Genomic DNA, 22036 nt, shown 5'->3' with positions numbered 1-22036 from the left:
TGGCTCATGCGCTCACGCCGCCTCGCCCGCGACTACGAGACCCGCGCCGACAGCGCCCAGGCCGTGATCCTGTGGTCCATGACCATGGTCATGAGTCGGCGCCTGGCCCGCCACCGCCGCCGGGTCCGGAGTGTCACCCTGCGGCCTGGGGCTTCCGCCGCGGCATGAACCGGCTCCCGGACCCGTCGACCTCCAGCCAGCCCCGTTCCACCAGTCGCCGAGCCTTCTGCCGCAGGTTCTCCGTGACCGCGGTGACCGGCTCCCGGCCGACCGCGACAGCCACCTCCCGCATGGTCAGGCCGACACCGCCCTGCCCGCCGGACTCCACCGCCTCCACCAACCGCCGGTAGTCCGGCGCCAGCGCATCCACCGGATCCAGACCCTCCCGCCACACCGGCACCACCGCCCCCTTCGGCGGCACCCGCACCCCCGCCTGCGCCGGCCCCACGGCATCCTCGGCCGGGGCAAGCGCCTCGGCCAGCTCCTCCACCGCCACCACCCGACGCTCCAACAACGCCCTCGCCGACCTCAGCTCACCCGCGAGGCGCTCCAACTCGGCCTCCAGATCCTCCACCCGCGCCCGAGCGGCCTCCCGACGCTCCTCCAGCAACCCCAGCGGCGACGGCGGCATCACACACACTCCGTTCCGACCTCAACAACCCGACGCCGAAACCCTCCCGCCCAACCCCACGCACCATGCCTGAACAGCGAAAAGTCATACGCCACAAGCGGATTGCGGATGCCTTCTCAGATCACCCGAGCCGTGAAACGGCGGCTCAAGAGGATCCAGTGCCATCCGAAACTCGTCAACGGCTGCCTCGTGACCACCGGCCTGACCCTGGACTGAGGTGACTCAGTCCTCCTCCCAGGGCGGGTAATCGTACGGGAGGTAGCGCCAGGGGACGCCGGTGCGGTCGACATAGAGGATCGCGTCCAGCAGATCACGCAGATCGTGCTCGGGCGGCCGGCCGAACGCGAGGGCCCGTTCGGTGCGTTCCCGGCGCCAGGAGGTCAGGGTGGGCTCGACCAGGGCCCAGCGGGCGTCGGACAGGTCGCTCGGATACGGTTGACGATCCGTCATAACAACGGCATGCTGCGGAATCTCTCCTCCGGCCAGAGGCTGCGGGCTCCAGTGGACAACCGTGCTCCAGCCCGACCTCTTGGGATGAGACAGGACAATGTGCGTAGTTTCGGCGGGAATTCGTATACAGGCAGCACTCCCATCGCATCAGCCTCCGGAATGCCCGCAGAAGAGCTGGCCAGGCAGTCCGGAAATCCGGATCGACTGCCGCTTTCATGGACGAAACGCCCAGTGAGGCTGCGTTTGAGATCTGACATGGGACGATCGGTCGGTGACTCAACTCGTGAACCGTGACCAGTCCCTTGAGAAGCTTGAGGGCGTCCGCTGGTCGGCCCCAACGGGCAGCGAAACCCGTCTGATGGCGGCCGTGCGCGAGCTTCGGCGCAAGCCAATCGGCGGCCTGACGGTCGAGGGCATGCGGTTGCTGATCAGGCAGGACGCGGGCCTTGCCTATCTCCTGCCGCTGGCGGTGGAAGTCCTTCGGGTCAACCCACTGGCGGAAGGCGACATGCATGAGGGCGACTTGCTGGCAGGCCGTGCTCACCAGGGGCGCGGAGGTCTGGAGTGAGTTCCCCGAACTCAGGCAGGAGGTCCGCATGATCGTCTCGGAGTCGACTGCCGTGCTGCCTGCTCTAAAACGTGATGTCAAGGGGTTCCCGGCTCGGTAGGTCGCCGACATAGTGGGCGGTAGAGCGCACCTTCTCGTGGCCCACCGCCCACCGGCGCCTCGCCCGATGAGCGGGGTGCTTGGGCCGAGTTCTATCCGAACAGGCTCGGGTTCAGCGTGCCGAGGGGCGGCTCGTATGACACGTGAGATGGTGCGCGCGGTCACGGGCCTGGCGGGGTTGCCTGACCCTGGAAATCAGGTTTTAGGGGCCAGATAATAAACCTCTCGAACCTCTTCTCAGTTTCTTCGTCTGACAAATCACCCCCGATGGCGTGCCAGCGTGTGAACTTTCCGGCCATGGCCAGTCGAATATTGAAGGCCAATGCCATGCAATTAACGACCTGGAAGGCAGTTCCGCCGCGATCGTCGGACGGGTCTAGTTCATCCACTAATTTTCGCAGTGTTGACACGACCGATTGCTCGGCAATCCAGCAGTCGCGGATCGATTGAAGATCCTGCTTCGGTTCATTTCATATTCATCGGGCTTCATTCGATACTCCGGTGCTGTGTGCTGGGTGCTGGGTGCTGTGTGCTGATTGCGTGGCGGTTGAGCAGGACCAGGCGCCGCCCCGAAGCGACGGTGTGCCGGACGGTGTAGGCCGCCACGACCAGCAGCCTCGCGTGGTGGTCGAGGTGGGCCTCGTCGTCCAGTTCCTGCTCAACCGCCGACAGTGCGGCGAACTTCTCCTCGGACAGGAGCCGTGGTGGGGGAGGTGCCTCGGCGACGAACTGCCGCCAGCCCTCCAGACACCTCACGACTGCAAGGAGTCAAGCAGCTCCTTCGGTCTTGGAGTTCGGTGTCCGAAGGTTCAGCTCGATTCGGCCGGCGGGGACTCAGCCCGCGCCAGAAGTTGGACGATACCGACCCAGACGGACTCGTCCGCCCAGGTGTGGAACGCGCGTACCCTCCAGGACCCCGGCGGCACAGGAACCGGGGCCGTGGAAGGCTCGCGGTGCCCGTGCGGGTACGGCTTTCCGAGGTCCTGGCCGGCTTCACCCGAGTCCATGAGGACTGCAGGTCGGGAGCAACCCCCGCGAGCGCGGGGCCGACGTCTGTGCCACCACGGTCGCCCAGCTCGACGAGTCCCTGGACGCGATCGACCTCGACCTGACCCCGGCCCAGCGCCGCCACCTCGACGAGGCGTGACCAGCCGGCAGGTGAGCCGACAGGCGGGCCGGGCCGTCCCCCAGGAGGGCGGGTCACGCACGTGGGGCGCCGCCCGCCCGCCGGGAGTGCGGTCACTGCTCCGGGATGCGGGCCGCACATCACGGTGCCGGGCTCGGACGGGTCGGCGCTGATCCAGAACTGCTCCCACAGCAGGGCGGATGCGGATCGGCTGAGATACCCGTCGCCGTCCAGGTCGAGCAGGTCGAAGACGTCGTCGGTCTCCACGCTCCGGCCGTGCCAGGTGCCGACGAGGCGGCGGTGTTCGGCGCGCGAGATGCGGCCGTCCCCGCTCTCGTCCACGGCGTCGAAGACGGTGTCGGCGGTTGCCGTGACGACCGCGCGCAGGGTGGGGAGCCGGTCGACGAGGGCCAGGAACTCGTCCATGTCGATCTTGCCGTCGTGGTTGGTGTCGGCCACCGTGAGCAGGTGGTCCCACCAGCCCGTCATGAGCGCCTCGACCCTGGCCCTCAGCTCCGCGCCCCGCTGGACGCCGGCAGGCGGCTCCAGCGCTCCGCCAGGGCCCCGAAGTCGTCCTGCCGCGGGCAGCCGTCCCCGTCCGGGTCGAAGACGGCGAAGACGTGTCCGCGTCCAGGACCCGGCGGAGTCCGGCCGGCGCCTCGGCAGGGCGCCGAACCGGACGGTAGTATCCGTTTCCGTACTGACTGAATATCAAGTACACGCCGTTTACCGGCAATTGCCGTCGGTGACGTCGGCCCACCCTCAACCGGTGACGACCTGGGAAGTCGCGCCGCGCCGCGTCCCCTGCGACCACCTTCCGTACCGGAACCGGCCACCGGAGACCCCGACCGCCGGAACCGGCAAGAACCAGAAAGCGTCCATTGGTTGCCATCGCACATTCCGAGCTCGACGTCTTTCCACTCTGCCTCGGCGGCAGCGTCTTCGGCTGGACCGTCGACGAGCAGACATCCTTCCGCGTTCTCGACGCCTACGCCGACGCGGGCGGGAACTTCATCGACACCGCCGACTCCTATTCCCAGTGGGTCCCCGGAAACACCGGCGGGGAGTCCGAGTCCATCCTCGGCAACTGGCTTGCCGCGCGCGGCCGTCGGGACCGTTTCGTCATCGCCACCAAGGTGGGCCGGCTGAACGGGCTGTCCGGGCTCACGGCGAAGATCGTCCAGCAGGCGGTGGAGGACTCCCTGCGCCGGCTGCGGACGGATCACATCGACCTCTACTACACGCACGCGGACGACCCCGGGACGCCCCTCGAAGAGACCCTCGGCGCACTCGACGCCCTGGTCGCGGCGGGGAAGGTGCGCCACATCGGCGCCTCGAACATCAGCGGCCCCAGGCTGGCCGAGTCCCTTGAGGTGTCGAAGCGTTCGGGGCTCGCCTCGTACGTGGCGGTCCAACCTCCCTACAACCTCGTGGAACGCGAGCCCTTCGAGAGCGGGATCGCCCCGGTCTGCGAGCGCGAGGGCGTCTCCTGCGTCCCGTACTTCGCCCTCGCCCAGGGCTTCCTGACGGGCAAGTACCGCGAGGGCGCTCCCGCCGTTGCCAGCGTCCGCACCGGCGCGGCACAGCCGTACGGCGAAACGCCCCGCGGCCGTACGGTCCTCCGGGCGTTGGACACGATCGCCGCCGAGCACGGCACCGCGGTCGCCGCGGTGGCCCTGGCCTGGCTGAGAGTGCAGCCCCACGTCGTCGCCCCGCTCGCCAGCAGCAGGACGCCCGAGCAGCTCGCCGAGCTGATCCCGGGAGCGATGCTGGAACTCTCCCCGGCCGAGCTCCAGTTGTTGGATCTCGCGTCACGGACCGCCGCAGCGGACGACCATGCGCACGTCGGCTGAAGGAGGAGGAGCCGCCATGATCCTCGCACCCCACACCGCCCTGATCGGATTCGACGCCCTCAAGTCGTTCATCTCCGTGGCGCGCGATGAATACGAGTCCTGTACCCCGGAGGAACCGCCCTCCTGTTTCGCCCTTCTGCTCGGCACCGTCGTCGACGGTGTCGCGGCCGTCACCGCGGTCCAGTTCGCGACCAACGTCCGCGCCACCGACCCGACCGCGGTCGAGGAGTTCGCGCGTTCCGTAGCGCCGTGCTTCGGGGGCGCCTACCGCAATCCCCGCCGGGGATTCTGGTGCAGCTCGCGGGACCTGCTCCGCATCCACCGGGAGGCGGACCGCGACGGGGTCGAGATCCTGGGCTCCATCCACCTGCATCCCGACTGGCACCGAATCGGCCCACCCGAGGAGCGGGGGCTGCGAATAAGCGAGCAGCCGACACCGATGGACCGCTACATGTCCGCCAACAGCCGGTACCCGGTGAACATGATCTGCTACCTGGAATCCGGCCCGCAGGGGGTTTCCGCCGCTCTCGCGGCATGGGGTCCGCCTCCTGAGGGCGAGACCGCGGCGCCGTGTCCGCGGCTCCACCTGACGTTCAGCACGTCCTGACGAGCCGGCACGGCCACCCCTCGACGCCGGCGGGGCTCCGCCCCGGTTACGCCCTAGGGAGCGACCGGGGCGGAGGCGGGATGCCTCAGAAGAGACGCTTCATTCACATAAATGGCAAACTTTCCATATTTAACAGATGGGAAAGAATCCACGCTCCGACCCGCCACGCCGGTTTGCATATGGATAACCCACAACCGGTTCCGGATCTGCTCCAATGGGGCCCGCGCCTGAATATCCGTGCGGCACGCCAGGGAACGGCGGGACATATCGCGATCATGGGTACGTTCTCCGACACCGCATTGCTCGCACTGAGCGATCCCGACCGTCTCAAGGGCGCCTTGGCCCCGGCGGACGACAGCAGCGGGATTCTCACCCTGATCAACGCGACCCATGAGATCGCATTCGCCCGCATCGACCGGGTCGCGGACATCCGGGTCGGCGACATCGTGCTGCAGCAGCCGTTCTTCCCGGTCCGGCGCGTCAGCGGCGACCTCAGCCGGACCGTGCCGAACTACGTCCGGGACGATCTGCGGCTGACCGTGACGCACGAGCCGATCTGGGCCGATCTGCTCGCCCGCGTCCACGTCGACCTGGTCGCCTAGGTCGATCCGGGCGGCGTGGAGTCGGTGGTGACGCGCATGGTCGACGGCATCTCCACCCTGGACGACTTTCGCATGCAGGTCCCTTTTCTCGATCTCGACGAATTCATGCACCGGCACCAGCTGGCGACGGTCGAGGATCTCCGGGACGCCGGCGAGTACCTGGTCGCCGAAATCCGGCTGCGCGCACCGCCGCAGTTCGACCCGACGGATCCGGCCAATGCGTACGGAATCGAGATCTCCGTCGCCGTTCTGGCGGTGGAATCCCTCGACCTCACGGCGGGGCTGCGAGCCGCCAAGCGGCTTCGGGCCTCGGCCTCCGATCTGCTGACTCCCACCCGGCCCTCCCTCCTCGGCGAGGCGAAGGCGCCTACGCCGTGGCCGTCGTGTTCCCGGCCGCATCGGCCTCACCCGATCCGCAGGCCGCAGCCGCAGCCGCAGCCGCGACTTCCTTGTCTCCCTGCGGAATTCGGTACTCGTGTACTCGCTGCCGCGGTCCGTGTGCATGATGCAGCCGGGCCTCAGGTCGCTCCGGCCGGCGGCCATCTTCAGCGCGTCGGTGACCAGCTCGGCGCGGTGGTGGTCGGCCATCGCGTAGCCGATGACCTCGCGGGTTGCCGGGTCGATGACCGTGGCCAGGTACCACCAGCCCTCGATCGTCGGGAGATACGTGATGTCCCCGACGAGCTTCGTGCCGGGCCGTTCGGCGGTGAAGTCCCGGCCGACCAGGTCCGGAGCCGGGGCGGCCTTGGAATCCTGCTTCGTCAGGTGGCGGCGCCGGCGGCGGGTGACACCGCGAATATCCCGCGCGCGCATGATCCGCTCGACCTTCTTCCGGTTGATGCCGTGGCCCTGTCTGCGCAGGGCCGCGTGCACCCGGGGGACGCCGTAGGCGCCCCGGGAAGCGGCGTGGATCTTGCGAATCCGGTCGGCCAACTCGTCATCGATGCGCTCTCGTTCGGCGACCGCCGGCCGGGAGGCGACCCAGGCGTAGTAGGTGGAGCGGCTGACGCCCATGACGCGGCACAGCAGCAGGACCGAGGTGGAAGCCTGTACATTTACCCCAGTTCGCGTAGTCGCCCTCCGCAACCCGGGCATCAAGGTGTACCGCCAACCTTGGCGGCGCAGGGACGGGGCGGCAACCCGGCCCGGGGCGGTCATCAAGGTATCCATCGGAAACCTTGGTGACGCTCGGGGTGGGTGTCAAGGTCTCCGTCGGAAACCTTGACACCCCCTCGGGCCGGTCATCAAGGTGACGCTGGGTGTCTGTACAGCTGTCGCGGTTGTCGCGCTGTCGCGCCTGGCGGTGGCTGTGTACAGCGGCGGGACCGGGGTGTACGGCGGGCGCGACAGCACGACAGACTGTCCACGGACAGTGGTCCTTCCGGGTGGGGCGGCCGACTTTCAGCAGCTGACCCGCGAACCGGTCCGGTGCGCGGTGGTCGCCGACCGTGAGGCCGGCGCGACCTGGGCCACGATCGGCGAGGCGCTCGGACTCGGCGCGGACGCCGCCCGCGCCCGTTGCGGCAAAGTCCGCCTCCTGCGGCCACCACCCCCAGAACCCGCCTGACCGCCACGGGACCACCGCCCGCGCCTCACCCCACCCACACGAGCGGACGACACCAGCGGGACGCGAAAACAAGAAGCACAGCGCAGCGCCCGGCCACACCGACCAACGCCGCCTTGAGCGCCGCTCGGCCTGCGATGCCATGCCGGCTACGGATCGGATTCCCGACACGTCCCACCTGAGCGGATGGGATCACCGGGCTGAGTGTCGGCAAACGAGGGTTTGCCGACACTGGCGGAGGGCGAGCCCCGGCGGGGGCGGGCTGAAGGGAAGGGCATCGGCGAGGAAGGCAGACACGCTCGCCCGCCTCCATGGCTGGCGCTATCCCCTCGGCCCCCCGCGCTCAGTGGGCGCTTCCAGCGGTCTGGTGCAACGCTGAAGATGGGTTCCGGCCTGGGGATGCGGAGGTGCGGACATGGAGATCAAGCCGCAGGCGGTCGTCCTCCCCAAGGAGACCGACCATCTGGAACAGGGGAAGTACGGCCCCGTCTTTCCGAGAACTCCGGCCTGTTACGGGTTCACCATCATCGCGGACGTCAAGCCGGGCAGGGCCGAGGCGATACGAGAGTACGGCCGCACCCTGGCCAGGGCGCTGGAGCAGGATCCGTACCTTCTGGCGCCGTTGAAGCTGCACTATCTGCGCTGGGTCCTCTTCGACGACGACACCCGCTTCATGTACCAGGGGATCTTCGACACCGACTTCGACAAGTACACCGAGGACGCAGTCGCGCTGTTCAGCAAGGCGGGTGTGAGCACCGCCTTCGAGAACCTCCAGGGGTTTCCCGAGGACTGGCGGACGAACCCGGAGGCGTTCGTGCGGTTCGTACGGGAACACCACTGTCCGAGCTTCATCGAGTACGGGGAGTATCCGTACGTGACGGCGGACGAGATCAAGAAGGCTCTGCGGATCAAGAGCGCTCTGTCGGAGATGCTCGACCAGATGCAGTGAGGCTGAGCGAAATGAGCGAGGTCAGGACCGCCCGCACGTACAACCAGCGGCACATTCCGCGCGATCAGACCCCTGACGGGCGGCGGGTGAGCGTTTACGTGTCGTGGAGCTATCCAGCCGAGGCCGGGCGCGACGCGGCCGAGCTGGACAACCGCTTCTCCACGATGACCGAGGTCAGGCGGGTGGCCTGGCCCGCGTACGAGGAGCCGAAGTGGTCGGACCCGTACCGGTTCCAGCAGGGCATCGCCGGGTCCCTGGAGCTGTTCTTCCGGGCCTGGGTGCCGTTCCAGGACTACGTCGAAGAGGTCACGGGACACCCCGTGCCGGTGTACCAGCGCATCGACCAGGCGGGCTTCTTCACACCGCTCGACGAGCGGGTCCTCAACGACACCGACGTGCTGTTCGTGTTCGGGCTGGACCACGCGGTCACCGAGCAGGAGGCCCAGCCCGGGGAGATCGAGGCTCTGCGGGCGTTCCTCGGCCGCGAGGACGCCTGTCTCGTCCTGGGCCCGCACCACGATGTCGGCGCCTCGGACGACCTGAAGGTCCGGGAGATGGAATACCGCCACCACGGTGATCCGCTGGTGCCCCGGCAGCAGCGGTTCGCCACCTACGTCCGGGACCTGATGAAGGGCCTCGGCGTGCCGGTCACGAACCGGTACGGGCTGCGTCCGGCAACCCGCGAGGGCAATCGGATCGCCCCGCTGTCCACCGTCCGGGACCTGGATGCGAAGGGCTGGCTGGAAGGGGTGACGAACTTCAACTTCCACCTGCACCTGCCCCACTACGACGTGACCACCGACGCCCCGGACGCCGTCCGCGTGCTGGCCCGGCAGCCGATCGACACCTCCAGGCCGCATCCGTTCACCGAGGCCGGCAACACCGAGTTCAACATGCTCCTGTGGATGCCGCCCAGTGGTGATCGCGCGGGCGATCTGCTGCTGGCGGACTCGACGATCTTCAGCTCTCTGTTCGGCGGGGACGACAGCCTGCGCAACTTCTGGCGCAACCTCGTCTCCAGGTAAGGCCGGCGGGAGGTCAACGGTGAGAGTGCACACGGACGTCTCGCTGGAACTCGACGACATCCAGCGCGGGGTGCTCAGTCCCCGGCCGACGCCATACGCGGCGACGTATCTCGTCTTCCGCATCGACGACCAGCGCGACGGGCGGGAGCTGATGCGGCGCGCGAGTAACGCGGCGACCTCCGCGGCGGACTCGCTCAGCCCCTCGGGAGAGACATGGGTCAGTGTGGCCGTCACCTGCCGCGGCCTGGAGGCGCTGGGAGTGCCACGCGCCTCGCTGGACACGTTCGCCTGGGAGTTCCGGCAGGGAATGGCCGCCCGCGCCGAAGCGCTGGGTGATGTGGGCGCGAGCAGCCCCGAGCACTGGGAAGCGCCGCTGGGCAGCCCCGACGTCCATGTGGTGCTCACAGCGGTCGCGCCCGACCCGGCGCGCCTGGAGGCGGCCGTCGACCGGGCCCGACCCGCCTACGACCGGCTCCCCGGCGTGACGGCGATATGGCGGCAGGACTGCTACGCGCTGCCCACCGAGACCGAGCACTTCGGTTATCGCGACGGAGTCAGCCATCCAGCCGTCGAAGGCAGCGGCATACCGGGCTCCAACCAGCTGGAAGTTCCCCTGAAGGCCGGTGAGTTCGTCCTGGGCTACCCGGACGAACTCGGCGGCGTCCAGACCCCGCAGCCGACCGTACTGGGACGCAACGGCAGCTACGCGGTCTTCCGCAAACTCCACCAGAACGTCGCCGACTTCCGCCACTACCTGAAGGACAACTCCACCGGACCCGAGGACGAGGAGCTGGTCGCCGCCAAGATCATGGGACGCTGGCGCAGCGGCGCCCCCCTGGCCCTGGCACCGCAGCACGACGACCCCGCGCTCGGCGCCGACCCGCACCGCCGCAACACCTTCCTGTACGAAAGTGACGACCCGGCGGGATTCAAGACGCCCGGAGGCTGCCACATCCGCCGTGCCAACCCCCGTGACGCCGCGGTGGCCGGCGAGGTGCGACTGCACCGCATGATCCGCCGCGGCGCCGTCTACGGCCCGCCGCTGCCCGAGGGAGTACTGGAGGACGACGGAGCCGACCGCGGCCTGATGTTCGTGTTCATCGGCGCACACCCCGGGCGGCAGTTCGAGTTCGTCCAGACGCAGTGGATGAACGACGGCGTCTTCTTCGGCGCAAACAGCGCCCAGGACCCCGTCACCGGATCCCGCGACGGCTCCACCGACTTCACCATCCCCCGCCGGCCCCTGCGCCGGCGCCTCGCCGCACTGCCGCGATTCGTCGTCACCCGAGGAGGCGAGTACTGCTTCCTGCCCAGCCTGACCGCCCTGCGCCGGCTCGGCGGCCTGCACGACTGACAGCGCGGCGCCAAACGCCCCGGCGCCGTCCCCACGTGCCCCGCCGCCCGAGGGAATCTGATGGAGACCTTGCACCTGGTACTCAACGCCGTCACCGTCATCTTCATCGCGGACACCATGTTCGCCGCCGGTCTGGGCGCCACGGTCCCGGCACTGCGCGGAGTTCTCGCCGACATCCCGCTCCTGCTGCTGGCGCTGATCACCAACCTGGTCGTCGTCCCACTGCTCGGCTTGGGCATCGGTGCCCTGTTCGGCCTCCCCTCCGCCTCCCTCATCGCGCTCATCCTGGTCGCCTCCTCCCCGGGCGGCCCCTTCGGAGCGAAACTCGCCATGGTCCAACGCGGTGACACCGTCGGCGGCGCGGCCATGCAGGTACTGCTCGCCTCCGTCGGCAGTATCACCTTCGCCCCCACCGTCAACGGCCTCCTGACCGCCGCCGACGTAGGCACCGACGTCTCCCTCGACGTGGGAACACTGGTACGCACCGTGGCCCTGCTGCAACTCGCACCGTTCGCCATCGGCCTGCTGATCCGCCGGTACGCCGAACCCACCGCACGGTCGTGGCACCCTACGGCAGCGACAGTCTCCAACATCACGTTCCTGATCGTGCTGGCGGGCATGCTGCTCGGCAGCTGGCAGGACGTCGTCGCGCTCCTCGGCTCCCTGACCCTTCTCGCCGGGTTCCTGCTCGCAGCCATCGCCTTTGCCGCGGGAACGCTGCTGGCCACCGGCCCACCCGTGCGGCGCACCACCATGGGCGGCGTCGCCTCGGTACGCAACGCCGGTCCCGCACTGGCCGCCATCGGCATCGCCTTCAACGACCAGCCCGCCATCCTCGGAGCCCTCGCCGCCATCCTTCTCAGCGGCCTGGCAGCAGCCCTGCCGATCGCCACGGTCCTCAGCAGCCGGCGAAGGACCCCACAGCAGCGGTGACACAAGACGGGGCCGGTGGCCGACCACATGGACCGGGAACCGGCGGTGCCCCATAGTCCCACTGGCAGCCGGTCCGCGACTGATAGAGGAACGCGTTGACGATCTCCCGCATCTCGTAGCGGCCCTCGTTGGCGTGGAAGGCCGACGCAGCCCAGTCGTCCCAGGCGATCCACTCGTCACGCGCGCGGTCGTAGTGGGCGCGGGTACCGCGGCGCCCGGTGGTCTCCAACTGGCGGTAGGTCTCCTCGGCGATGCCGAGCGCCTTGGCCATCTCGGCGCGGCTGCGGCCGGGAACACGCGCAGGTGGACCAGGCGCTCGTGCTCGACGGTGCACAGGGCCGCCGGGGCCACGCCGAGCGCCCCGGCCAGCCGGGGCGACAGCTCCGGGCGGGGAACGCGGCTACCCGGAAGGTAGAGGCTCACTGCCCGCTCGCTCACCCCGACCTCACAGGCGATCCTGCGACCGAGGCGCCGGCGGTGGTGCGGGCGGCCCGCAGCTTCGCCGCGTCGAAGCCGTACGGGAACGTGCTCACACCCGTCTCCTACCCGCCGTCGTATGCGAAAGTCCGTTCACCCTGAACGATCGGCCCATGGGCCGGGCAGGTGAAGGTCCGTTCAGGGTGAACGGACCACAAGGGCCGGGGCAGCCTCGCGTTCCCCCCGCCGGGTTCCTGACGGCCAGGTCTTCTCGTTGCCCTCCCCCGCGCTCAAGGCCCAGGTGGGCAGCGAGATCAACGGCTGGGGCCAGTACGTCGTCAGCGAGACCGACGAGCCCCTCCAGACGCTGCGTAGCCGCCTGGAGCAGGAGCAGAAGAGCGGTTCCTGACGAACCGCAGTGGGGCAGGGGCAGTTGGTCACGGACCGCTTGGAGGCGCGGTGCGTGAGGGGGAGGTGGCGCCGGACGTACTGTCCGACGCCGAGAGCAAGGCGGTGCTGCGGCAGCTGATTCTGCCGCAGGCGTTCGCAGGGGCGCTGCCGCAGGTGCGGCCGGTGGTGGTGTTCGTGGCCGGGCAGGCGGGCAGGCGGGCAGCGGCAAGACGCTCGTCGTGGACCTGGTGTACGCCGCCCTTGCCCAGCGGGGTGGCGCCGTGCGGGTGGACCGCGACGCCTACAAGGCCGTCCATCCCTCGTACTCCGGGTTCTTGGTCGAGGACGTGCGCACTGCCGGGGTGCGGGTGCGCACGGACACCTACGGCTGGCAGGCCCGGGTGGAGGAGCGGCTGCGGGCCAGCCGCTTCGACGCGGTGGTGGAGGCGCCGCTGGGCCGCCCCGAGGAGTTCCTGGCCGAGATCGCCGCTTACCGGCGGGCCGGCTACCGGATCGAGATCGTGGCCCTGGCCGTTCCCGGGGCGCTCAGCCAGCTCGGCGTCCTGGACCGCTACCTGCGCCTGGCCCTCGAAGGCCGGGCCCGTTACGTGGGCTGGGACAACCACGACGCCTGCGCCGCAGCGCTGCCCGCCGCGCTGGCCGAGGTGGAGGCCGGGCACCTGGCCGACCGGGTCTTCGTGGTGCGGCGCAGCACCGACACCCTGCTGGAGACCGTGTACGCCAACAGGCTCGACCCGGACGGGCGCTGGGTGAGCCCGGCGCGCGCTGCCCAGGCCGTGGTCGCCGAGTGGACTCGCTCGTGGGACGCGGTGGAGACCGGCCGCTTCCGGCGGCAGCTGGCCGCGAGCGAACGCCGCGTCAACGACCCGCGGATCCCGGCGGACTGGGCGCTGGCGGCCGGCCGGGATGCCGCGCGGGCCGCGGCGCTGGCCGAGCCGGTGCGCCGCACCGCCCAACCACTGCGGCTGCCTCCCGGCGTCGACTACCACCGCCTGTCCGCGGATGAGCACGCCTTCGTCTTCGAAGCGATGGTCGTGCCGGTCATGCTGAGCGCGGTCGTCGGCCAGGAGAACCCGGTCGTGGTCTACGTCGTCGGTCAGCCCGGTGCGGGCAAAACCCGGGCCGCTCACCTGGTCCACCGCAGTCTGCACCGGCCGGTGCACCTGGCCGGCGACGACTTCAAAGTCCTGCACCCGGACTACCTGCAGTTGCTGCGCACCGATTCGCGCCGGGCCTCGGAGCCGATCCGCGCCGACTACCGGGCCTGGCAGGCCAAGGCCGAGGCCTACGTGCGCGAGCGGCGCGGGAACCTCGTCATCGAGACCACCCCGCCGACCCCGCGCAGTTCGCCGCGGCGGCCGGGGTCTATCGGCGGGCCGGGTACCGGGTAGAGCTGCTGGTTTTGGCCGTGCGCGCGGCCGACTCGCGCCAAGGCACCGCCCATCGTTATGCCCGGGCCAGCGGGCGCGGCTTGCCCGCCCGGTTCACCTCCACGGCTGGCCACGACGCGCACTACCGGGTCCTGCCCGACGTCGTCGCGGCCGTCGAGGAGTTGGCGGCAGTCGACCAGGTCGCCGTGATGCGGCGCGACTTCACGGCGCTGTACCGCAGCCGGCCCGCCGGCGGGGAGCGGCCGCGGCAGGGAGCGGCGGCGCTGGCCCTGCTCGCGGAGCAGGCGCGTCCCTACACCGAGCAGGAGGCGGCCACGTTCTGGACCGTCCAGCGGGGCCTGCACGCGGCGATGCCGCAGTACCGCGACGACCTGGTCGCCATCGGCGCGCTGGCCCTGCCACTCATGCCGCATCTCCTGCAGTCGCGCCGGCTGGAGAGGCCTGCGGCGGTGGCTGCGCTGCCCGTCCCGGCCCGGGGACGACGGGACGATCCGGGTCGTCGAGGTGGACGAGGACACCACCGCCTACGACCGGGACCACATCCCCGGCGCGGTCGGCTGGGACTGGACCACCGACCTGCACAGCCAGGTCGACCGCGACGGCGTCCAGCACCTGCTGCGGGCGGTCGGGGTGGAGGACGACACCACCGTGGTGCTGTACGGCGGCAACAACAACTGGTTCGCCGCGTACGCCTACTGGCTGCTGCGGCTGCGCGGCTTCGGGCCGGTGCGGCTGCTGGACGGCGGGCGTAAGAAGTGGGAGCTGGAGGGGCGGGAGCTCACCCACGAGGTGATGGACTACCAGCACACCACCTACCGGCTGACCGGCCCCGAGCGGCCCGAGCTGCGGGCGCTGCGGGACGAGGTCCTGGCCCGGGCCCAGGTGTTCGCCAAACCCGGCGCGGACGCGGTGATGGTGGACGTCCGCTCCCCGGCGGAGTTCCGGGGCGAGCTGATCGCGCCCCCGCACCTGCCGCAGGAGCAGGCGCAGGTGCCCGGGCACATCCCGGGCGCGGTCAACATCCCGTGGTCGCAGGCGGCCAACGACGACGGGTCGTTCCGCTCGGCGCAGGAGCTGCGGGCGCTGTACGGGGGGCGGGGCGTGGAGCCGGAGCGCGAGGTGATCGCGTACTGCCGGATCGGCGAGCGGTCGGCGCACACCTGGTTCGCGCTCACCGAGCTGCTGGGGTACCCGCATGTGAAGAACTACGACGGCTCGTGGACGGAGTACGGCTCGCTGGTCCGGGCTCCGGTGGCGCTCGGGGCATGAGCGCCACCGGAGTCCGGGCTGGGCCGGCCGGGTGGGGCGGGGTGACGGGCGGGGCGGGTGACGGCCTTGCGGCGCCGTCATTTCGGCGCGTTTTTTTCATGAACGTCTCATAATCGGGGAGCGGACTGCGGACCACCGGGACAAGGATCGATCCGACCCATCGTTCCGGTGATCCTGGAGGACCACGTGCGCAAGAGGCTGATCGTCTCCGCTGCCAGTGCCCTGAGCCTTTTCCTGGCCGTCCCTGCCTCGGCTTCCGACTTCCAACCCGGCGCCGCCGGGGTCGGCGACCCGTACTACCCGACCTACGGCAACGGCGGGTACCGCGTCTCGCACTACGACATCCGGCTGAAGTACCAGCCCGCCACCGACGAACTGGAGGGCACCACGACCATCCTCGCCACGGCGACCCAGGACCTCTCCCGGTTCAACCTCGACTTCGCGCTGAACGTCTCCGAGGTCCGGGTCAACGGGCAGCTCGCGACCTTCGCCACCAGCGGCGAGCAGGAACTGGAGATCACCCCGGCCCGCCCACTGGACAAGGGCAGCCAAGCCACCGTGGTGGTCCATTACAAGGGCGTGCCGTCCACCGTGAAGAAGTACGGCTTCACCGCCTGGCTGCGCACCCCGGACGGCGCGGTGGCGGCCGGTCAGCCCGAGTCGGCCTGGTGGTGGTTCCCGAGCAACGACCACCCGAGCAACAAGGCCACCTTCGACGTCTCGGTGCTGGTGCCGGACGGCAACCAGGTGATCAGCAACGGCATCCTGACCGGCACCTCCTCGCAGGCGGGCTGGACCAAGTACAGCTGGCGCGAGAACAACCCCCAGGCGACCTACCTGGCCACGCTCGCGGTCGGCAAGTTCGACATCAGCACCGACACCACGCCGAGTGGGCTGCCGGTCTACAACGCGTACAGCAAGGACCTCGGCGACAACGCCGACGCGGCCCGGGCCAGCGTCGAGCGCACCGGCGAGCTGGTCGACTGGCTGAGCGGCTACTTCGGCGAGTACCCGTTCAGCTCCGTCGGCGGATACGTGCCCAACGTCCCGACCGACTTCGCCCTGGAGACCCAGACCCGGGCCTTCTACAGCCCCCGGCAGTTCGCCAAGGGCACCAACGACTCCCTGGTCGTGCACGAGCTGGCCCACCAGTGGTACGGCGACAGCGTCTCGCTCTCGCGCTGGAGCGACATCTGGCTGAACGAGGGCTTCACCGAGTACGCGCAGTTCCTCTGGTCCGAGCACGAGAACAAGGGCACCGCACAGGAACTGGCCGACTACATCTACGCCTCGCACCCGGCCGACGACCCGTTCTGGACCGTCAAGCCGGGCGACCCGGGCGAGGAGAACCAGTTCTCCAGCCCCGTGTACGAGCGCGGCGCGGTGGCCGTCCAGGCGCTGCGCAACGCCGTCGGGGACGAGAAGTTCTTCCAGATCCTCAAGGGCTGGCCCACCGAGCGCCGCTACGGCAACGCCACCATCCCGGAGTTCCAGGCGTACGCGGAGAAGGTGTCGGGCCAGAAGCTCGGCGACCTGCTGAACACCTGGCTGTTCACCCCGAGCAAGCCCGCCGTCGGACCGGTACCGGCGGGCACAGCGGCCGCGGCCTCGCCGGCGCCGGGCGCGGACCGGGCCGAGGGACAGCTGCCGGCCGAGCCGAAGTCCTGGAAGAAGATCCAGGAGACCAGCTCGGTGCACGAAGCCCGTCACTGACGGCACGCGGGGACGGGCCGGCGGTTCCGCGCGCACTGCGGGGACCGTCGGCCCGGCCTGCGCGGCCCCGGAGCCCTCGGCCGCCAGCAGCTCGGTGAGACGACGGACGGCGAAGGGTATGAGCTCGCGGACCGGGACCAACCGGCAGGGCGCCTCGCCGACCAGGACCTCGCGAATGCCCGCCTGCTCCTCGAACTCCCGCCCCACGAGCGGGAAGTGGGTGTCGTTGTCGTCCCCCACGTCCGGCGCCTCGATCCAGACCCACTCGCCCTGGATCGCCATCGGAAAGCGGCGGAGCTTGAGCCGGCCGTTGGGGGCGAAGGTCTCGGCGTAGTGCAGGAAGGTGTTGCGGTTGTGGCCGACGCCGACCAGCAGCACGTACCCGCCGAGGTCGTGCAGCGCACCGAACGGCGACTCCCGACCGACGGCGAAGCCGAGCGAGCGCCGGGCGGTGACCTCCCGGGCGTGCGCGCCGACGGCGGCGACCGAGACCTGCGGGTGGGCGCTGCGCAGGCTCTCCGGCAGGGCGCGCAGCGCCTCCGCCACCGCACCCGTGGCGGTGGGGAGCCCGGGGTGGAACAGCGGGACGGCGGCCCGGAGTTCGGCGACCCCGGGGCCGGGCGGGCCGCTGTGCCCGGGGGCCGGGTCACGGACCGTGTCGGAGGTGAAGGTGGGAGCGGCGACGGTGCCGCCAGGCCCGACCGCCTCGCGCAGGCTGGCCACCACGGCCGCCGCGCCGCCCTCGCCGCGACCCAGCGCGGGACGCCCCGCCGAGTCCTTTCGGAGCCCCGTTCCGGGGCTGGGCAGGGGGTGGGCGGATCTGATCGGCTGGATCGGTTTGCGCAGGTCAGGATCGGTTTCTCAATTGGCTGCGGATCGGCGGGCCAGCCGATCGGAAACCGATCGTCAGCCGTTGGCAATCGGCGGGCTGATCAGGAGCCCGTGGACGGCCAGCTCGTCGGCGGCCAGGACGGCGGGCTCGTCCTCCTGTCCGTCGCCGTTCCGGAGCGGGCCGGGCGGCGGGCAAGCCGCGGTGGCCGCGGCTGGACTTCGTCGGGCGCTCACCACCATGGCCCCGCGAGGTGGGAGCCCCTGCCGTCCGGACCGTCACCCACGACCGCACCCGGTCCGGCCGGTGCGGTGACGGGTCGGCGGCGGGGCCGGCCACGGCCCCGCCGGCGGATCCGGCGGCGCAGGGCGGGCGGCAGGGGCTGGTCCAGCGCAGCCCTTGGCGCTGGCCACGGGTGTGGGGGCGGAGCACGCCGCGCCTAACCACCCACCCGACCGCAGCCTGCATCGGTTCGTAGTTGCCGCCCGTACCCGGCCTGGTCGGCAGGGCAGGCGGCGGGCGCGGCCGAGGTGGGGAAGAGCGAAGGGGCGGGGATGGACTCATGGTCCATCCACCATTGGTCGGTACAACTCGACTTCACGTACACGCGGGGTCGAGCCTGAGTCGCCCGGCGGTCAGGGCTCGATGTGCACTGTGACGTAGAGGTCGCCGTTCTCGCCGCCGTTGGTCCCGCGCTCGCCCAGGCCGCGAAGCCGGACGCACTGTCCTTCGCGGAGGCCGGCGGGGAAACGGACCTGGTGCTCCCGGACTCGCGCGGGCACGTGGCCAGAGCCGCGGCACATCGGGCACCAGCCCTGGTCCTGGTACTTCGGGCTGCCCGCGCAGTCCGGGCAGGTCGTGCGGGAGCTGACCCGCAGGGGAACGATGGTGCCGTTCCGGGCCTCCTCCCGGCTGAGCGTGACCTCGGTCGGGTAGTCCTTGCCGCGCCGGGGTGCGTGGCGGCCGTAGTAGCGGTCGCCGATCTCGTTGATGGCGGTGCGGGCCTGGTGGGCGTCCTGGGGCGGTCGTCGGGGTTCTTGGCGAGCAGACGTGCGACCAGGTTGTCGAGTTCGGGGTAGACGTCCGGGCGCAGCGTTCGCAGGGCTGGTGGTGGTTGCCCTCCGGCTCGCGGCTCCAGCCGTGCCAACCTGGGTGTTCGAAACGCTCTGGGCGGTGGGAAGCGAACGCCGTCTGAACTTGAGGAGCGAGGGGATCGACCCTCGCGACTGGCTCCTCGAAGTCATCCGGCTGTGCCGGGAGCGGCTCAGTACAGAGGGCCTCGCTCCTCCGGAGGAGGTGGAGCCAAGCCCTTATCAGCACCTGACCGGGGTTGTTCTGGACGAGATCATGATCGTCGCACCCGGCCTCCTGGAGCTGGCACAGGACTCTTCCTGGAAGTCCATTCCCGGGGTGGCGCCCGCACTTACGACTCGGTCCGCGATTGAGGTCCGGACGTGCCGGACTGGCGGGTCGGCTGGTGGTTGATCAGCAGGCGGCCTGCCGGGCGAGCACGAGTTCAGTGCTCGGCTTGCGGCTGGTCGGCCGGCGGGCTGAGCGGTCCGAGACAAGTGAGGCGATCGCGAGGTGGGTCTCGGCGTAGTCCTCGCGCCGGCCCGTGTAGCGCTGGAGCGGGCGCCACTGCCGCAATTCGGCGTTGGCGTGCTCGACGCAGATCCGCTCCGAGGACTGCCGTCGGCGCATCTCCCGCCAGGCGAACTGCTCGCCGAGCGGCGTGTCCTCCTTCGGCTTCTTCGGCGGGGTGCTGACCTGGTCGGGAAACTCGTTAGCCAACCCCCGGTAGCCCTCGTCGACCTCGGCTGTCACCTTCGGGCGGAGACGGAACTGCTCAGCGATGCCCTCGGTGCGCATCGCGGTCTGGTCGTGCATACGGCCGGGGCGGTCCGCACCCGACCACAGCAGGCGGCCCTGGCCGTCGCTGATGGTGGTGGTCTTGATGGTGTTCTGCTTCTTCTTGCCGGAGACGAAGGCCCGCCGCCCGGGCCGGTTGGCCTTCGGGCGGCGGACCTGGGTCTCGGCGCCGTCGATCCGCAGCCGGATCCCCTCGGCCTCGGCGTAGGCGAACACGTCAGCCAGGGTGCTCAGTCGGATGCCGGGGCGGTCGGGGACGGCGAAGCCGCGCTCCGCCAGCAGCGGGCGGATCTCGCCGATGGCGCGGGAGATCGTGGAGCGGGCGGTGCCGTACAGTTCGGCGAGCGCGGCGTGCGGGAGCCCGGTGCGCAGGTGGACCAGGGTGACCAGCATGCGGTCGGTGAAGACCAGGTCGTGCTTCGGCCCGGCACCGGCCTCGCGTTGCCGCTCGGCACCACGGCGCTCACGGAGCTCCGATTCGCACCGGGCGAGCCACGGGTCGGCCAACTCTTCGATCAAATCGCCGAGATGTGTACGCGAGACGCCGCAGAAGGCAGGATGGGTCAAGGCCGCACGGGCCCACTTCTTGGTCACACTCGAAGAACCCGTGCGGCCACTGTCACGTCACGGCAGTCACGAAGGAGCTGTCAGTCCAGCGCTGGCGTCCCCCATACACGTGCGAACGCCGCGTCCGGGCCACACCCAGCCCAGGTCCGCCCGGGTCAGAAGTGCGACGATGGAGCGGCTTCTGCGAATCTCCACCGCAGCGGCCGCACTTTGGGACAGCAATTGCTCGTCGGCGATGACCAACGCGTCTCGCAGCTGGGCCGCGTGGCCGAGGCAGATCAAGGCGTGCTGTTGGTCCAGCGTCCAGACCTGATAGGTGTTCTGCCCGTGCGGCTCATCGAGCACGCGGACGTCGAACCGTGAGATCGCAAGGACTAGTCGTTGCCGGTTGAGTACCTCAACGCGGTCAGCGATGCCCTTGCGGATCCAGAAGCTCGCGATGCCGGCGGCTTGGGCCAGACCGTGTGCCCCTGTCACGTCCAGAAGGTTCGGGGGGCTTTTCTGCCGCGTGACGTCACGCCGGAACTGGTACATCGGCTCACCGGAATCTATGCGTCCTCCTTGTGCGGCCTTCAGTCTGCCCGCTGGCCGGGGCCGCCCGGTCACGGAAGGGGGCACCTCCGAGCAGGGGACGCTTGCTGGTCAACGAGCAGCATCCCCCAATCCTTCCATTCAAGGAACTGTACCCACATCAGCAATCGTGGACCGAGTCGTTAGCCACACGGCCATGCATGCCTGCCCTGACCTGGCGTTTCGCTTCCTCCTGGGCTCGCTCACCTACGGCCCACAGGTCACCCAGAAACAGTACGATCGGTATGTGGCCCTCGGGATTCAATTCGAATACGGACGACTCCTTGTGGCGGGCTACCACCACCTGACGTCCTGAGATCACAAGAACGCCGGTGGGCAGCCGGTGCATCATGCACCGGCTGCCCACCGGCGCTCGACCGGCATCTTGTCGTCTGTCATGACCACCGCCCTCGCCCCGCCCTCCGCTCTGGTCGCGAATGACCGCCTGCGCACTGCGGGCGGTTCTCTGCGGACGGTCGGCGCCCTGCAGGATCGCCCCGGTCTGGCACCCCCAGGCGGTCTACAACCTGACTGTCGGAAGCCTGCACACCCTTCTACGTGCGCGCCACCGGCGGCCAGGGCCAGGATCTGCTCGTCCACAACTGTCTGAACACCGTGGCCGACGAGGCCCATACCCTGAGCCAGCACGTCAACATCTCCGGCCAGAGGCTCATTGACAAGGTCACGAAGGACGGTGTGGCGAGCGTCTGGGCCGACCAGTAGACCGTCGTGCGGGCGGTCCAGAAGGCCTTCGACCAGTGGTACGCCAACGGCACCAACGCGCAGAAACTCGCGGACTGGATCACGAAGCAGGAAAGACGCGGCAAGAATGCCCCGATCGATCCGACGCGTGACACGAAGTCGTTCACCTGGGCACTCAGGGACGAAGACTCCCTTGGTACGACGTACACCGTCAACGATCCGGCGAAGCCCCTGGCCGATACACCCACTGGGAACAACGTGGTGATCACCCTGAAGTACGTTCGGGGTCATCCTCAGAAGTTCGTCGTCTACACCGCTTACCCGAAGTAAGGATGCACCCGCATGAAGCCCCGTGCCGATTTCACCGAAGACTTCGGGTTGAGTGGCCTGACGAAGTACCTCCAGTCCCGGCTCGCGCCCCGGGACGCGGCCGGCATACTCGCGTTCGTCGATAACCTGCTCGAAGTCGAAGGGCGGGCGTACGCACAGGAGGTGGCGGAGGACGTCCGCCGTGTGACGCGGTCCTCGTTGCCCGAT

The 22036-nt window shown here is 69.8% G+C and carries 22 protein-coding genes and 4 pseudogenes; 15 read left to right on the top strand and 11 right to left on the bottom strand.

The features are described from left to right. Positions 1 to 133 precede the first annotated feature (133 nt). The gene (locus tag ACGF0D_RS41980; RefSeq protein ID WP_392925524.1) at positions 134 to 631 is read right to left on the bottom strand and encodes a hypothetical protein; all 498 of its coding nucleotides are present in this window, start codon (positions 629 to 631) and stop codon (positions 134 to 136) included. Between the two features lie 240 nt (positions 632 to 871). After that, positions 872 to 1081 (bottom strand): annotated as a pseudogene (locus tag ACGF0D_RS41975) (transposase); the annotation flags it as partial. 271 nt (positions 1082 to 1352) lie between these two features. Between ACGF0D_RS41975 and ACGF0D_RS41970 the strand changes: the two are divergent. Then, entirely contained in the window at positions 1353 to 1649 is a 297-nt protein-coding gene (locus tag ACGF0D_RS41970; RefSeq protein ID WP_392925522.1) for a contact-dependent growth inhibition system immunity protein, read from the top strand. Between the two features lie 585 nt (positions 1650 to 2234). On the opposite strand, the gene ACGF0D_RS41965 is transcribed toward ACGF0D_RS41970, so the two are convergent. Beyond that, positions 2235 to 2504: a hypothetical protein gene (locus tag ACGF0D_RS41965; RefSeq protein ID WP_392925530.1), complete on the bottom strand. Its 270-nt coding sequence runs from the start codon at positions 2502 to 2504 to the stop codon at positions 2235 to 2237. After that, complete coding sequence (locus ACGF0D_RS41960; RefSeq protein ID WP_392925521.1) at positions 2407 to 3363, bottom strand: EF-hand domain-containing protein; 957 nt, start codon at positions 3361 to 3363, stop codon at positions 2407 to 2409. The genes ACGF0D_RS41965 and ACGF0D_RS41960 overlap by 98 nt, the downstream gene beginning before the upstream one ends. A gap of 392 nt (positions 3364 to 3755) precedes the next feature. Between ACGF0D_RS41960 and ACGF0D_RS41955 the strand changes: the two genes are divergently transcribed. Beyond that, positions 3756 to 4727 (top strand): aldo/keto reductase, encoded by a 972-nt coding sequence (locus ACGF0D_RS41955; protein ID WP_392925520.1) that lies wholly within the window; start codon positions 3756 to 3758, stop codon positions 4725 to 4727. A 16-nt stretch (positions 4728 to 4743) separates the two neighbouring features. Beyond that, positions 4744 to 5334 (top strand): hypothetical protein, encoded by a 591-nt coding sequence (locus ACGF0D_RS41950; RefSeq protein WP_392882262.1) that lies wholly within the window; start codon positions 4744 to 4746, stop codon positions 5332 to 5334. A gap of 53 nt (positions 5335 to 5387) precedes the next feature. Here ACGF0D_RS41950 and ACGF0D_RS41945 read toward each other — a convergent pair whose 3' ends face one another. Next, positions 5388 to 7031, bottom strand: a complete 1644-nt coding sequence (locus tag ACGF0D_RS41945) for an IS3 family transposase (RefSeq protein ID WP_392925528.1) — start codon at positions 7029 to 7031, stop codon at positions 5388 to 5390. Between the two features lie 884 nt (positions 7032 to 7915). On the opposite strand from ACGF0D_RS41945, the gene ACGF0D_RS41940 reads away from it, so the two are divergent. Genes ACGF0D_RS41940 through ACGF0D_RS41925 form a run of 4 tightly spaced genes read left to right on the top strand, consistent with a single transcriptional unit; the run spans position 7916 to position 11761 of the window. Beyond that, positions 7916 to 8449 (top strand): hypothetical protein, encoded by a 534-nt coding sequence (locus ACGF0D_RS41940; RefSeq protein WP_392880332.1) that lies wholly within the window; start codon positions 7916 to 7918, stop codon positions 8447 to 8449. Between the two features lie 11 nt (positions 8450 to 8460). After that, positions 8461 to 9474 carry a hypothetical protein gene (locus tag ACGF0D_RS41935; protein ID WP_392925518.1) on the top strand — a complete coding sequence of 338 codons (1014 nt, stop codon included), beginning with the start codon at positions 8461 to 8463 and terminating at the stop codon, positions 9472 to 9474. 19 nt (positions 9475 to 9493) lie between these two features. Then, positions 9494 to 10828, top strand: coding sequence for a Dyp-type peroxidase (locus tag ACGF0D_RS41930; protein ID WP_392925517.1), 1335 nt, complete (start codon positions 9494 to 9496; stop codon positions 10826 to 10828). Positions 10829 to 10888: 60 nt separating this feature from the next. Next, on the top strand, positions 10889 to 11761 hold the full coding sequence (locus ACGF0D_RS41925) for a bile acid:sodium symporter family protein (protein ID WP_392880324.1): 873 nt from the start codon (positions 10889 to 10891) through the stop codon (positions 11759 to 11761). Here ACGF0D_RS41925 and ACGF0D_RS41920 read toward each other — a convergent pair. Then, positions 11727 to 12032, bottom strand: a complete 306-nt coding sequence (locus tag ACGF0D_RS41920; protein WP_392880321.1) for a hypothetical protein — start codon at positions 12030 to 12032, stop codon at positions 11727 to 11729. The two genes, ACGF0D_RS41925 and ACGF0D_RS41920, sit on opposite strands and share 35 nt — an antisense overlap. Positions 12033 to 12452: 420 nt before the next feature. On the opposite strand from ACGF0D_RS41920, the gene ACGF0D_RS41915 reads away from it, so the two are divergent. The 5 genes and pseudogenes from ACGF0D_RS41915 to ACGF0D_RS41895 all read left to right on the top strand — a co-directional run bounded on the left by ACGF0D_RS41915 (position 12453) and on the right by ACGF0D_RS41895 (position 16962). Beyond that, positions 12453 to 12587 carry a hypothetical protein gene (locus ACGF0D_RS41915; protein WP_392925515.1) on the top strand — a complete coding sequence of 45 codons (135 nt, stop codon included), beginning with the start codon at positions 12453 to 12455 and terminating at the stop codon, positions 12585 to 12587. A 220-nt stretch (positions 12588 to 12807) separates the two neighbouring features. Continuing rightward, the gene (locus ACGF0D_RS41910; RefSeq protein ID WP_392925513.1) at positions 12808 to 13980 is read left to right on the top strand and encodes a zeta toxin family protein; all 1173 of its coding nucleotides are present in this window, start codon (positions 12808 to 12810) and stop codon (positions 13978 to 13980) included. 2 nt (positions 13981 to 13982) lie between these two features. After that, positions 13983 to 14144 (top strand): annotated as a pseudogene (locus ACGF0D_RS41905) (hypothetical protein); the annotation flags it as partial. A 277-nt stretch (positions 14145 to 14421) separates the two neighbouring features. Continuing rightward, a complete protein-coding gene (locus ACGF0D_RS41900; RefSeq protein ID WP_392925526.1) occupies positions 14422 to 15249 on the top strand; it encodes a sulfurtransferase in 828 nt (275 codons plus the stop codon). A 186-nt stretch (positions 15250 to 15435) separates the two neighbouring features. Beyond that, positions 15436 to 16962 carry a M1 family metallopeptidase gene (locus ACGF0D_RS41895; protein WP_392925511.1) on the top strand — a complete coding sequence of 509 codons (1527 nt, stop codon included), beginning with the start codon at positions 15436 to 15438 and terminating at the stop codon, positions 16960 to 16962. A gap of 108 nt (positions 16963 to 17070) precedes the next feature. Here the strand turns inward: ACGF0D_RS41895 and ACGF0D_RS41890 are convergent. From ACGF0D_RS41890 to ACGF0D_RS41870, 5 genes and pseudogenes are all read right to left on the bottom strand, one after another. Further along, positions 17071 to 17718 (bottom strand): annotated as a pseudogene (locus ACGF0D_RS41890) (aminoglycoside N(3)-acetyltransferase); the annotation flags it as partial. A gap of 150 nt (positions 17719 to 17868) precedes the next feature. Beyond that, positions 17869 to 18027 carry a hypothetical protein gene (locus ACGF0D_RS41885; RefSeq protein WP_392925509.1) on the bottom strand — a complete coding sequence of 53 codons (159 nt, stop codon included), beginning with the start codon at positions 18025 to 18027 and terminating at the stop codon, positions 17869 to 17871. A 399-nt stretch (positions 18028 to 18426) separates the two neighbouring features. Next, complete coding sequence (locus ACGF0D_RS41880) at positions 18427 to 19035, bottom strand: DnaJ C-terminal domain-containing protein (RefSeq protein ID WP_392925507.1); 609 nt, start codon at positions 19033 to 19035, stop codon at positions 18427 to 18429. A gap of 241 nt (positions 19036 to 19276) precedes the next feature. Next, positions 19277 to 20254, bottom strand: coding sequence for a transposase family protein (locus ACGF0D_RS41875; protein ID WP_392925505.1), 978 nt, complete (start codon positions 20252 to 20254; stop codon positions 19277 to 19279). Between the two features lie 39 nt (positions 20255 to 20293). After that, the gene (locus ACGF0D_RS41870; RefSeq protein ID WP_392925503.1) at positions 20294 to 20761 is read right to left on the bottom strand and encodes a hypothetical protein; all 468 of its coding nucleotides are present in this window, start codon (positions 20759 to 20761) and stop codon (positions 20294 to 20296) included. 594 nt (positions 20762 to 21355) lie between these two features. Here ACGF0D_RS41870 and ACGF0D_RS41865 point away from each other — a divergent pair. The 3 genes and pseudogenes from ACGF0D_RS41865 to ACGF0D_RS41855 form a co-directional block, all read left to right on the top strand. Then, entirely contained in the window at positions 21356 to 21520 is a 165-nt protein-coding gene (locus ACGF0D_RS41865; protein ID WP_392880309.1) for a hypothetical protein, read from the top strand. Between the two features lie 6 nt (positions 21521 to 21526). Continuing rightward, a complete protein-coding gene (locus tag ACGF0D_RS41860; protein ID WP_392880307.1) occupies positions 21527 to 21829 on the top strand; it encodes an RNase A-like domain-containing protein in 303 nt (100 codons plus the stop codon). 12 nt (positions 21830 to 21841) lie between these two features. Beyond that, positions 21842 to 22036: pseudogene (locus ACGF0D_RS41855) on the top strand (hypothetical protein); the annotation flags it as partial.

Source organism: Kitasatospora sp. NPDC048298 (genome assembly GCF_043201465.1).
Classification (GTDB): domain Bacteria; phylum Actinomycetota; class Actinomycetes; order Streptomycetales; family Streptomycetaceae; genus Kitasatospora.
This window is presented reverse-complemented; position numbering and strand designations above follow the sequence as displayed.